Annotated in this window: 8 protein-coding genes and 1 pseudogene; 4 read left to right on the top strand and 5 right to left on the bottom strand. The window is 41.2% G+C overall.

The features are described 5' to 3' along the window. The 3 genes and pseudogenes from V7K41_RS09730 to V7K41_RS09740 all read right to left on the bottom strand — a co-directional run. Window positions 1-682: pseudogene (locus V7K41_RS09730) on the bottom strand (hypothetical protein); the annotation flags it as partial. A 663-nt stretch (window positions 683-1,345) separates the two neighbouring features. Then, a complete protein-coding gene (locus V7K41_RS09735; RefSeq protein ID WP_334847584.1) occupies window positions 1,346-3,604 on the bottom strand; it encodes a pentapeptide repeat-containing protein in 2,259 nt (752 codons plus the stop codon). Window positions 3,605-3,613: 9 nt separating this feature from the next. After that, complete coding sequence (locus tag V7K41_RS09740) at window positions 3,614-4,621, bottom strand: zinc-dependent alcohol dehydrogenase family protein (RefSeq protein WP_334847586.1); 1,008 nt, start codon at window positions 4,619-4,621, stop codon at window positions 3,614-3,616. Between the two features lie 479 nt (window positions 4,622-5,100). Here V7K41_RS09740 and V7K41_RS09745 point away from each other — a divergent pair, with 479 nt between their 5' ends. Next, window positions 5,101-5,781, top strand: a complete 681-nt coding sequence (locus tag V7K41_RS09745; protein WP_104905234.1) for a HEAT repeat domain-containing protein — start codon at window positions 5,101-5,103, stop codon at window positions 5,779-5,781. 75 nt (window positions 5,782-5,856) lie between these two features. Further along, on the top strand, window positions 5,857-6,423 hold the full coding sequence (locus tag V7K41_RS09750; protein ID WP_334847588.1) for a phycobiliprotein lyase: 567 nt from the start codon (window positions 5,857-5,859) through the stop codon (window positions 6,421-6,423). 303 nt (window positions 6,424-6,726) lie between these two features. Here the strand turns inward: V7K41_RS09750 and V7K41_RS09755 are convergent, their stop codons facing one another. After that, complete coding sequence (locus V7K41_RS09755) at window positions 6,727-7,230, bottom strand: 2TM domain-containing protein (RefSeq protein WP_104905232.1); 504 nt, start codon at window positions 7,228-7,230, stop codon at window positions 6,727-6,729. Between the two features lie 308 nt (window positions 7,231-7,538). Here V7K41_RS09755 and V7K41_RS09760 point away from each other — a divergent pair, with 308 nt between their 5' ends. Next, window positions 7,539-8,255 carry an ROK family protein gene (locus V7K41_RS09760; protein WP_334847589.1) on the top strand — a complete coding sequence of 239 codons (717 nt, stop codon included), beginning with the start codon at window positions 7,539-7,541 and terminating at the stop codon, window positions 8,253-8,255. Between the two features lie 1,095 nt (window positions 8,256-9,350). Continuing rightward, window positions 9,351-9,905 carry a peptidoglycan-binding domain-containing protein gene (locus V7K41_RS09765; protein ID WP_334847591.1) on the top strand — a complete coding sequence of 185 codons (555 nt, stop codon included), beginning with the start codon at window positions 9,351-9,353 and terminating at the stop codon, window positions 9,903-9,905. Between the two features lie 182 nt (window positions 9,906-10,087). Here V7K41_RS09765 and V7K41_RS09770 read toward each other — a convergent pair whose 3' ends face one another. Continuing rightward, window positions 10,088-12,508: a sucrose synthase gene (locus V7K41_RS09770; protein WP_334847593.1), complete on the bottom strand. Its 2,421-nt coding sequence runs from the start codon at window positions 12,506-12,508 to the stop codon at window positions 10,088-10,090. Window positions 12,509-12,742: the final 234 nt, after the last annotated feature.

Genomic DNA, 12,742 nt, shown 5'->3' on the forward strand with positions numbered 1-12,742 from the left:
CAGTAGGAAATGACGAAGTTTGTCCACCAGTAGGAAATGACGAAGTTTGTCCACCAGTAGGAAATGACGAAGTTTGTCCACCAGTAGGAAATGACGAAGTTTGTCCACCACCCACTTCCTTGTCAAGCTTTGAGTTAACTAGCTCGTCAATAGTAGCCCTCAAAGCGAACCCGTCCGGTATTTCAGTTGTGCTAATACCATAGGTCTGGCTGCTACCACCAGTCAAAGGGTCGTAGCCACTACCTTGGTTTCCGCCGCCTGTGGACGGGCTGCCACCACCTGTGGACGGGCTGCCACCACCTGTGGATGGGATACCACCACCTGTGGATGGGATACCGCCGCCTGTGGATGGGATACCGCCGCCTGTGGATGGGATACCGCCGCCTGTGGATGGGCTACCACCAACTTTGGATGGGTTTACACCGCCTGCAAAGATATTCCAGAAGTTGTCGCCAGCGAAAGGATTACCACCATAGGCTAAATCAGGCTGACTGCCACCGCTACCGGCACTACCACCAAATGGGCTACTGCCACTTTCTCCATTACCAACACCACTGAATAGATTTTTGACGCCTTCTTTACCGACAACTTCTTCCAAGCGACCAAAGGGTGATTGTCCAAGCGGATTGTTCCCACTAGTAGAGGAGTTACCGCTACTGCTATTACTCAAATCTTCTGCCATTAGGATTAATCCTTCTATTATTTTGATGAAAATTTTGCTAGCATCACAACATAAAATAGACAAAACCTAAGTCTATTTTGTCTATTTTATTGTTATCTTTTTGTTAGCAAAACTAGTTAGTAGCTATTAGATTATTTGGTTATCTTTGTTAAGTGGAGACAATCAAGTTTGAACCAATACTACTTACACTTTACAATGTATATGATTTGATTTTGAAGGACAATGAAAAATATTTTGATGTGTTTATCAAATTTGTAGATATTTTTAGACAATGATTAAAAAAATAACTAAACTTTTTGGATAATAAAATTTAATTTAGATTAATTATTAAATTTCAATGAATAATCTTTTGATAAATTTACCAAATTTTTAGATATTTAATTTATCTACATTTATCCGGGGCTATATCACTTTTATCCGATGTGATAGCGCGAGACCAATAACAATAAATAGCACGGTTGCTTATAGCTTACAATAAATAAGTCGGCACAATAAAAGCAAACTATGTGAATCAAAGCAAACAAGGTTGAAACGCTTTTTTTCCTTGCCCTCTGCCCCTACTCCCTGCCTTATCCCAACGATAATTATTTACGCCGACCTAGTTACCTTACATCATATTAGCACCACTACGAAGTGCAGCGAAAAGAGGTTCAGGTACAGGGATTACTTCAGATAAATCAGCAAATTCAATCCCGGAATTGTACGCGAAAGTGTCCACAAAACTAGGGTGATGTAAATTAAACCCAAACTCCATTGATACCAAGCAAGTGCAGAGATGATACCTGGTAAGTGTTCGTCTCGCAGGCGAATATCATTAAATCCTAATTTAACTAGGTTGTTGAGACTAAAATCATAGTAGTTGAGCCAGTTCCAACGGCGATCGCACAACAAGGGCATATATCGTTCCCGAAATGTCTCATTCCTTGGTATTACTGGCAAACGTCCAATCAATAATCGTAATTGGCGAAATGTGCCGTCTTCTGTGAAGTAAGAAATGTCCATTAAATCGTGATAACGCCCTTGTTGGTAAAGTCGGATTAATAAAGCCATTGGGACGGGGACAATAATTATTAACAAACACCCCAATGTCAGCCAAGGTTGTTCAGCATTGCGAAAGATCGCTAGTAAGCTGAAGAATTCTAAAACGCTAAAACTGACTAATATCGAAATGGTTTCGTAGGATGTGGGAATAATTGGTATGGGATGCAGGCGACGAAAGCGATCGACTAGCCAAAATAGTAAGCCAAAATAAGCGATCGCTAATCCTCCCACACCAAAGACTAACCAAAAATTTGTCCCATAGCCACTCAACAACAGCAATACACTCAACGCCAACCAACTCCAAGCTTGCAGTAACCACCCAACAATAGAAAGAGTTTCGCCAACAATTAGGCGATCGCTTAGTTGGGTATATTTTTCTAAATCGATGTCTGCTATGGTGAGTAACTCACTACTGTTGCGAAAGGATTTTACCAGACGACGCTGGGCGATCGCTTGGGCTTGAGTTGCAGAAAAACCCAGGTTAATCAAACTTACAACAGAAGCACTATTAATATTTGTAGCCGTCAAACGATGGCCAAACTCGATTAATCGCAGTCGTTGTTTTGTGTATTCCAGTTCATTAGCATCGGCAACTTGCTGTTGCTGACGGAAATTTTGCCCCAAGTTCCGCAAGATGTTTTGATTACCTTGCAATGTTTTGATGCAGAACATCTGACCAATCTGACCGGGATTACCTAAAATTTTCGCCTGGTTGGAGTTAAAAGTTAAACCAGATACGCTTAAACAAGCTTCTTTAGAAAACCTCGCATCACTAAAATCTGCTTGGTTAAGAATGTTCGCAGCTTGCAAATTTACTAACTGGTTAAACTCCGCTTCTCGGAAGCTTACAGCTTGTTCAAAAGTCGCTTCTGTTAAAAGGAGAAATTGATTAAAATTCCCTTTAGTAAACTGGGCTTGATTGGCAAAATACACTTCAGAGAAATCAGCATTCCCTTGCCATTGGACACTACTGAATTTAGCCAACTGTTTAAAAATTGCTTGGTTGAAGTTGGCAGTATTCTCAAAGAAACTGCCTTGAAAATCAGCGAGTTCCCGAAATTTGATTTTTTTGAAATTAGCTTTTTCAAAAAAAATACTGCCCTGAAAATTGCTTGGTTGCTGGAAGTTAGCACTGGTGAAACTAATGGGACGAGCAAATCTGGTTTCAGTCCAATTAGTGGGTTGGAGAAAAGTTGCACCTTGGGCATCCACAGACTGAAGAAAAAATGTATTGGAGAACTTCACTTCGCCGTTGAAGCGAGTTTGCACTAGTGTTAAGACACCACGAAAGACGGCGATTTCAGTGTATGGAGTTGATTCTGTTCCCAGAAGCGATCGACAATCTTTGGAGTTGGGTAAAGCGTAGGCGTAGCCCGTCGTAGACATCGCGAGTGACTCTAGACAAACGAAGCGCAAACGTTCTAGTTTTTCTTGTTCGGTAGCGGTGAAAATGGGTGCAATGGCTTTTGCATACAAGGGTGTCCTTAAACCCAAATCGCTGCCGACAAAATCCCCCAGAATCAAAGCATTGCTGAGGTCTAAACCTAGAGGTTTTGTACCGAGTTCTTTTCGCAGTAGTTGGTAAAAAGCATCACGAAAGCTGGCGTTTTCTGGGCGCAAATCAATCGCCATTTTCTGCAAATCGACAGTCAAATTTCCTTCGCGGAGTGTGGGTGTGCGTAGTCGTTCTTGCAATAATTCCAGAGTTAAGGGTGTGCGTTCTGGTTGTGTTTGTGCTGCCCAAGCAGGTAGGGGGAGGAAGAGGAGAAGTAAAACGCAAAGGCACGCAAAGGGAAGCGCGGAGGTACGCAGAAAAACTCCTTTGTGTACATTTGCGTTTAACCTCTGTCTAACTATGCGTTTAAAAAATAAATTATGCAAATTGTTGGATCATTCATCGCTAATCAGCAGAACAATTTTACCGGTCACAGTACCACTTTCAATCAGTTGGTGGGCTTTAGCTGCTTCTTTTAAAGGAAGTTTGTGACTCACATGGATTTTTAATTTGCCTTCATCGATCCAGGTGGCAGATTGTTCGAGAATTTCTGCATGATGCTGGAGACTCTCTTGTAATCCTAGCAAGGCTGGTGCCAACATGAATTCTAAACCAATGCGGAGGTTGCGAGTTCTAGCAGTTTTCCAAGCAGTATTGGCATCTGGTTCGAGAATGGTCACAATATCTCCATAGACTCGCACTGCGGGGAAGGTTTTGTGAAAGGTTTCGCCGCCTACGGTATCAAAAGCCAAGTCTACGCCTTCGCCGCCAGTCCAATCTAATACCGCTTGCACAAAGTCTGTTTGTTTGTAAAAAATTATATGGTCAGCACCAAGTTCTTTGACAAAATTAGCTTTTTCCTCAGAACTGACTGTGGTGGAAACAGTAGCACCTTTGAGTTTCGCTAATTGAATTGCTACATGGCCGACACCACCAGCACCCGCATGAATCAAAACCCGTTCTCCAGGTTCTAATCGCCCCCGTTCATATAAAGCTTCCCAGGCGGTGATTAATACTAAAGGGGCTGCTGCTGCTTCGGCAAAGGAAATAGAGGCGGGTTTACGTGCCACAAATCGCTCATCTACAACGGTATATTCAGCGTAATTTCCTTGGTGTGCACCCAAGCCACCATAGCAAAAATATACTTCATCACCTGCGTGAAAACGCTGCACGCCAGCACCCACTGCTTCAACAATACCTGCACCATCACATCCTAAAATTGTTGGCGTGCGATCGGGGTAGAAACTGCCTCGACTACGAAGTTTAGTGTCAATGGGGTTAATGCCAGCTGCCACCAAACGCACTAAAAGTTCAGTATTCCCTACAGGAACAGCAGGGTTTGGCACATCCTGTACTTGCAGAACTTCGGGACTGCCAGCTGCTGTCATCAAGACTGCTTTCACAACTCTTTCCTCTTGGCTTTAGATGCACGTTCTTATGCAACTTTAGCGTAAGAGGGTAGATCCAGAGCTATGTTTGAGGGAAAACTGCGATTTTTGACGACAAGGCGCGATCGCCCTACATCTAAGTAGGTGGGCGTAAATAATTATCGTTAGGATAAGGCAGGGAGCAGGGGGCAGGGGGCAGGGAGCAGGGGGAAAAAGGGTTTGAGCCTTATTTATCTTTCTTCACACAGTTCGGTTTTATTCTGCCCACTTACTTGTATTCAACAAAAAACTGGCTACTGAAGCTTTAAAGATTATCGATTATCCTTTAATTACTGCTAGATTCAATACATAATCTCACAATAAGTAATATTTGTTTATTTTTGACTCATAATCGAGCTATTTTGTAAAGTCGCTAAACTCCTACTTCAGTATGGCGACAGCGCGATCAACAGATCGGGTAAATTAAGATAAGTAAAGAAAACGCTTTGAACTAAATGGCAGCTCTAAGCTTACAAGAAATTTCTACTCAGCTAGAAAGTCCGAATTTACGCGATCGCATGGTAGCCCTTGCTAATCTGCGTCACGTTGCGGCTGAGGATGCAGTACCTTTGATTAAAAAGGTACTAGACGATGAATCTTTGCAACTGCGATCGATGGCAATATTTGCTCTGGGAATCAAGCCAACGCCAGAATGTTATTCTATTTTGGTAAAAATTCTCGAAAATGACCCCGATTATGGTATCCGCGCTGATGCCGCCGGTGCTTTAGGATATTTGGGTGATGCTAGAGCCTTTGAGGTGCTTTCACGGGCATTTTATGAAGATACTGATTGGCTAGTACGTTTTAGTGCAGCTGTTTCTCTAGGTAATATTAAAGACCCCCGTGCCCATCAAATTCTTATTCAGGCATTGGATAGCAAAGAAGTCGTGTTGCAACAAGCTGCAATCTCTGCACTGGGAGAAATTCAAGACATCGAGTCTGTAGATAAGATTCTGCGTTTCGCCCAATCAGATGATTGGTTAGTCAGGCAGCGTTTGGCAGAAGCGTTGGGAAATCTTCCCACTCCTAAGAGTGTCTCAGCTTTAAAATACTTGGAAAAAGACAATCATTTCAACGTTGCTGAGGCAGCCAGAATTGGCCTGAAGAAGCTTGAGGAAATAGGCAATCAAGCTTAATATTAAAGCTTCCTGCTACCTTTTAATAATAATTAAGTGGGAATTTTAGCATTTTGATGCAGGGTAATTTCATTCATGAATATTGAAGAGTTTTTTCAGTTAAGTGCTGGTAAATGGTTTTCTCATCGTACTAGTCAACATTTGGCTTTTAACCAATCGGAACATAGCAAGTCAGATATCATCATTGAGGCGCTGGCAGTAGATCATCCAGAAGCCGTCAAGCTGTGTCAAAGTTACAACATTAATCCTAGTTCTGCTTCCTGTGCTACCAAAATTACCTGGAACGGCACAATGGACAAAGATCGAGCAAAACACACTGGTTCAACTGTGTTAGTTTCGGTACCTGATGCGGATAATCCGGCCCAAGGCAGGTTACTGAGAGAAATAGTTGATACCAATAAAACTCCAGTTGCCGGACGCTATAAAATTGATAGTGATGGTGCTTTGATCCTAACTACAGAGGATGAAACCATCTTCTCAGAGGAACGCCTGTGGTTTGCTAGCCCCAATTTGCGAATGCGGGTAAATGTCCTCAAAAGTTTTGGTGGATTTAGCATCACTTCCTTCACTTCTGAGATTCGTATGGGTGGCTTTCCACCCCCTGAGAAGGTTTCCGAGGCGGCTAATTCAGTATCTAGTTAATTCGATCGCAAAATATTCCCCCCTTTCTGGCTACAGTGTACACACAAGTCAAATTACCCCCTTTAATCCCCCGATGCATTGGCTACGGTGTATCCAGAAGTCGAATTACCCCCCTTAATCCCCCCGATGCATTGGGGGGAAACCGGAAAATCTAGTTCCCTCCCCAATACATCGGGGAGGGTTAGGGTGGGGTAAAATTGACGCGAAAAACCAGATTCATAAACTACTTCAGACTTGTGTGTACACCGTAGCCGTTTCTGGGGGAATAAAGTAGAGATGGATTAGCGTTAGAGAAAGTTTTGATTAAGCCTGTAATACCTTAAACCATTTATTCAAAACTGTGCTAATGGTTTTCTTAATCTGATGATTGCGACTCCACTTTTGGAATGCCATTTCATACTCTTCACCTTTAATTTGAAAGGTATTCCAGACATCAAGCGCTACAGGCAATCCGCAGAATAGCAAAATGTACAGCGACCAAGAAATTCCACCACCAGTAATTAAATCAAGCAGTATAAAAAAGCCATTGAAAATTGCATATTTGCTTAAACGCTTCTGAAATCTTCTGATGCGGTAGGCGTCAAAAGCTTTTCGCTGTTGAACTTGGCCCTGTTGTAATACCCAATCGCGTTCTGCTAATTTTAAAGACTCAGGTGAAATTTCTAACTCAGCAGCAATTTCTAATATATGCTCATAAGAAAATTCTGTGTCTTTATCATCTGCTTGACGAGCGATCGCTAAGTGCAGAATTTGTTGGACATCTTCTTGGCTATACGAGCGGATGCTTTGAGGTTCAAACGCCGTCATAATTCTTTCTCTTATATTACTTTTAATAGAAATTTGCTGCTTGAGAGATTTTAAGCAGCTACACCAGTACTATCTCTATTATTCTTAGATTAACAAATCTAGATGCTGTCCGGCATCGAATGTATGGGATTTTTAACTTTGGGCATTGGTAAAGAGGCAGAGGTGCAGGGGGAAGGGTGCAGAGGAGAGAAATTTTCCTCCTGCTCCCCCACTCCCCACCAATATAAAGACTCTCCAAATATCCAGATATTATCAAATGCAGCAAAGCATAATAACGAAATAACAAGCATTAACAAGGATGTAACTCAATGGTTGAAGAAAATGGATCGATTCGCACCCTATCGGTTGATATTGGCGGTAGTGGCGTTAAGGCTATAGTTTTGGATATTATGGGGAATACTGTAACTGAAAGGGTTCGTTTAGATACACCCAAACCTGCTACACCGGAGGTTGTAATTAATGCAATTGTGGTGTTAGCAGCCGCTCAAGGTGAATTTCATCGCGTTTCGGTCGGTTTTCCTGGTGTGGTACGGTCTGGAGTCACGGAAACAGCGGTAAACTTACATCCAGATTGGATCGGATTCGATTTGGAAACAGCATTATTAAAACACTTAAACAAGCCTGTACGGGTGATTAATGATGCAGATATGCAGGGTTTTGGTGCGATCGCAGGTAAAGGTGTTGAATTGGTGATTACTCTAGGTACGGGGTTTGGTTCGGCTTTATTTGTAGATGGTAAGCTAGTACCAAATATGGAAATGGGGCATCATCCGTTTCGCAAAGGAGAAACTTTCGAGCAGCAGTTGGGGCGTGCAGAGTTAGAAAAAATTGGTGAGAAAAGATGGAATAAGCGTTTAGAAAAAGCGATCGCATCCTTGCAACATCTGTTTAATTATGACTACCTTTACATTGGCGGTGGGGAAGCTGTAAGAGTGAATTTACAGCTACCGTTAAATGTCAAACTCATCCCCAATATCACTGGTTTATTAGGCGGTATTGCTTTGTGGCGAGATGAAAAAAGGTAAAAAGTTTTTCAATATCCATCAGGACTTACGCACAGGTCACGGAAAATCAAACCACAGAGAACGCAGAGAACACAGAGGAATAAGAGTTAGAGAGGTTTTTTGCGTAAGTCCTAATCCATAACTGAGAGTACTAAGCGATATCTAAGGGCGGCCTACACCTACACGCTTGTTATTAAGGTACATCCTTTCTCAAAGTTTCAAAATGATATAAAAATTAACACAGACTAGACAAGAGAATTGCACAAACATTATGTTCAGTGCCCCTGTGTAATTTTGTCATGTAGTATCTAAACTTTAACTCAAATTTAATACCGTGCAACAAGGTTGTGCGGTTTCATTCTTTTGAGGTTACAGCAGTTTTCGTTTGGATGAAGTACAAAGTCACTAGTTTTGAGGCAGGAGGCAGGAGGCAGCTATGCTGGAGGGAGAAGAATAATTTAATTTTTGAGTCCTCGGTTTTGTACCTCACGCTTGTTGCAAACTGCTGTAAAGTGTGCGCTTTCGGAGAATAGGTTGAAAGAGTGACATTTGTGATTGATAAAAAGTTTATAACCCCCTGTAATATCGTGTTCGACTAAAGACTTATCATTTAGATCGCAGTTCTTGCTGGGAGCAGGGGGAAAGAGGCTTTTGGGATTTTTGCACCGATGCGGTAATCATAAGTATTTAACCGAACTTGATATAAAATAGGAAAAAGTGTTTGAAATTAATTAAGAGCTTTTAATCAATAGTTAAAAAACTGACTCGATGAATTGAGTAGTATTTTTACTGGCAGTAGAAACATAATAAAAGCAACATCAGCATACCAAGCACGATCCAAATATAACTAGGTAAATTTGTTTGATGGCATTCCCAGACGATCGTATAGTATGTTATTGTCTAAACCATTGATTTAAATAGTATGTCTGATAACTTGATGGCTTGATTAAGTATATTAATCTAATTAAATGGAATCGGAGGTGAGCAAATATGAACATGAAAATATTATCTGGAAAAATTAGTACATGACTTTTTTATTTGGTCAGTATGTACTATCCCGAACAGCAACAATGTTGTTGGTTAAAAGAAATATTGGTTAAAGTAAAATAAACTAAAATGACTGAAATTGGCCTGATGATGACGGGCGGGTTAACAATAAGACAAGCATCTGGGGCCAATTTGCCACAGCAGCAATTATTTCAGATGGAAAATGACGTAAACCAGTCAAAACAGAGTCAGTTAGAGATAGCTGCTAAAGTTACACCACCTGAATTCATGGAGACAGATGGGATTTCCCAGGCTTCTCCCTCAGCGTTGAAACTAGAAAAAGAACACATACTTCAAAAAATTAGCAAAAAGAATCTGGGACTAATTTCTTCTAACTTAGGTAAGCCTAAGAAGTCTTTTCAGTCTGGAGGTAAAGTCCGTACAAAGGCTACAGGACCGTTCCAGAAGTTTAGTAGCCAACCCCTACCGACTCTTTATTTTGGTAGTTCTGGTATTGCTGTCAGAGCCTTACAACAGTTATTAGTATCTAACGGTTATGCTGTGAGGGTGGATGGGATTTTTGGCGCACTAACAGAGACTGCTGTCAAAGCCTTTCAAAACCAGCAAAATTTAGGAGTAGATGGAGTAGTTGGTCAACGAACTTGGAATGCGTTGACCATTTAGTCATTTGTCCTTAGCTAATAACAAATGATAAGTGACGAGTGACCCACGCAAAAGAGAACTGCTATAACTTATGTCTTTAGCTAATAGCAAACGACAAATGACAAATGACAAATGACAAATGACAAATGACAAATGACAAATGACAAATGACAAATGACAAATGACAAATGACAAATGACAAACTAACGATACTTATGCTGCTCTAATAGCTGTTGCGCTCTTGGCTTGTAAATTAAATAGAACAAAGCCTCAAGATAGCGCAATAAATCTTCCCGATTTTCCTTTGAGGTAAAGTTCCAAAAGCCATAAATCCGTGCTAACGATAACAGCTTGGTAGTGTGAATTTTCCAAGTATAGGTGCTGTAAACTCGTTCAATTCCTCGCTGCGAAATTTCACTCCAATAGTTAGGATTTTGTTCGCATTTAGTGATAAATTCCACAAGTTTTGTGGCTGTTTCCTCTAAATTCGTTGGGTTAATCAAAAATCCATTAACCTTATCTTGAATAATCTCCAGTGGGCCGCCAAACTGTGTGGCAAAAGTTGGCAATCCTGAAACCATTGCTTCTAAAATTGTCAAACCAAAAGCTTCAAATAAAGCTGGTTGTACAAAAATTCCCTGACGATCGGCAATCACTCGGTAAATTTCACCGGAATCAGTTTTGGAGAGGCGTACACCCAACCAACGAATTTTACCGTGGAGATTGTACTGGTCAATTATTTGGTAGAGTTTGATAATTTCGTTGCGTTCTTCGTTGTCATCTGATTCTTCGATGCGTAACTTACCCGCTACCAAAATTAAGTTGTAATGCTTTTGTAATTCTTTACTTTGACCATAAAATTCAGCTAAACCTGTGAGGTTTTTGATGTGGTCAAGACGCGCCATTGAAAAGAGAGGGCGCTTGTTAGGATCGTCTAGTTTGCCAAAGATTTGCGTGGGATCTTCCAGAGTAAAGAGCATTTCTGCAAGGCGTTGGCGATCGCTCTCCACGCGGTCTTTATTTTGGGTGTAGGGGAAGTAATTATTTTCGTTTACTCCAGGCGGTACGACATTAAATTTAGGACTAAATAATTCAATGCCATTGGTCACATGATACAACTCCGGCATAGTGAAGCACTTATAAGACTCGTACTGTCCTACACTATCCGGTGTTCCGACAATTTCTTGGTAGGTGCTGCTAATTACAAAATTGGCAGCATTCATGGCAATCAAGTCAGCTGTGAATTGCAAAGAAAAATGATATTTATCTTCTAATTCTTGCCAGTAGAGGTTGCTGAACAAGTATTTAGATTTTTCTAAAGCATGGGCAACATTGCATTGAGTAACTTTCAGGCGTCGCGCCAGCAAGAATGCTACTAAATTCCCATCAGTATAGTTTCCAACTATTAAGTCAGGTGTGCCGTGAAATTCTGCCCTTAGTTCTCTTTCGGAATCAATGGCGTAGGTTTCTAGATAAGGCCAAAACTCAAACCGAGAAATCCAGTTTTGAGTCATGTTAGGATTAAATTCCCGTAAAGGCACTCGCAAAATCCAGGCATTTTCGGTACCAAGGACTTTTTCTAGCCGTTGATTACATAAAGTACCATCACTATTGGGAATCAAGCGGGTGAGAATAATTACCTTTGGCTCGACATTCAATTTCTCTAAACCTGCAAGCAGGACATCTTCTTGTAGCTGCTTCTCTAGGCTTTTTGCCTGGTCAAGGACGTAAACTACCTGACCGCCAGTATCGGGACGCCCCAACACTCCCTCTTGCCCAAACCAACCGTGAGCTGACACTAAGACGATTCTAAAAATCATCGGCACACGAGAAATCAATGCTTCTAGGGTCTGAGGATCGGCAGAATCAATCAATTCATCGAGAATATTTAAAGTTTCTCGCACTCGCGCTGCGGTGTTACCCCAACCTGGCTCAAAACCCATTGACTGCAATTGGAATCGGAATTGTTCGTAGGGTTCATCATCGGGGCGATTATTAACAAAGCTGATAGCTTTTTTAACTTGCTCGGAAAGTTGCTGCTGTGATTGAATGCGATCGTTGAGCAGCAGTTGAATACCGTTGTAGTGGTGCACCCGCAGGAAATTCAATAAGCTGTCCAGCAATTGTTTGGAGTCTTGAAATATTTTGCTGGATAGATAGCGGTTGAGAAATTGTACCCCTTTACCAATATTTTTAGGGTCGCGGATGACTGGGGTGTAGTCATAAAACGGGCCGAAGTCCAATTCTAGCAGGTCGCCCTCGTTAGGATGATATTTGTTCACCAAGCGATCGCGTAGATCCAATAAATCCTGCACCGTCATCGGCTCAATGCTCAAGTCTGATGTCAACCAATAAACTTCTTGGCTGGCAATCTTAGAACGGATGATGAAACAGAAGTTTGAGTCCTCCTGAATTATTTCCTGAGTATAGTAAATGAGTTTGTTTAACTCCGAGGAAGTGTAAAAAGATTCAGGTTTTTGGGACTTGGAGCAATACTCACTATATACATTGAGTATGTCGTTCCGCAGCAAGTACTTCTTTTCTTGTTGCCGTAATTCACTAATAAAGGAACGTAAATCACTTCTTTCTTCACTATCTAAGACTGCTTGAAGCAATTCAGACATAGCAACTCCACTAAATGACGATGTTTGCATTGCTAACTTTTTAGGCGAGACAAATAAGCTTCCACCTTTTGTTAGACACATATAAAGACGAAATAACACAGATAAATTATATTTATCTGTGTACCTACAAGTATCAACTTTTTAGGAGACACTTAAATCGTGTTCTTCTTTACCTAAAGTATCTATGACTCAATATTTTTGGATCTCACTAAAGGAATACAATTCTTATTTCTT

Origin of the sequence: Nostoc sp., from assembly GCF_036917415.1 — a bacterium.
Lineage (GTDB): Bacteria > Cyanobacteriota > Cyanobacteriia > Cyanobacteriales > Nostocaceae > Nostoc.

Bases quoted from the DNA above. Each gene is read 5' to 3' on its own strand.
- V7K41_RS09745 (WP_104905234.1), top strand. From the start codon at position 5,101: ATGGCAGCTCTAAGCTTACAAGAAATTTCTACTCAGCTAGAAAGTCCG.
- V7K41_RS09750 (WP_334847588.1), top strand. From the start codon at position 5,857: ATGAATATTGAAGAGTTTTTTCAGTTAAGTGCTGGTAAATGGTTTTCT.
- V7K41_RS09755 (WP_104905232.1), bottom strand. From the start codon at position 7,230: ATGACGGCGTTTGAACCTCAAAGCATCCGCTCGTATAGCCAAGAAGAT.
- V7K41_RS09760 (WP_334847589.1), top strand. From the start codon at position 7,539: ATGGTTGAAGAAAATGGATCGATTCGCACCCTATCGGTTGATATTGGC.
- V7K41_RS09765 (WP_334847591.1), top strand. From the start codon at position 9,351: ATGACTGAAATTGGCCTGATGATGACGGGCGGGTTAACAATAAGACAA.
- V7K41_RS09770 (WP_334847593.1), bottom strand. From the start codon at position 12,508: ATGTCTGAATTGCTTCAAGCAGTCTTAGATAGTGAAGAAAGAAGTGAT.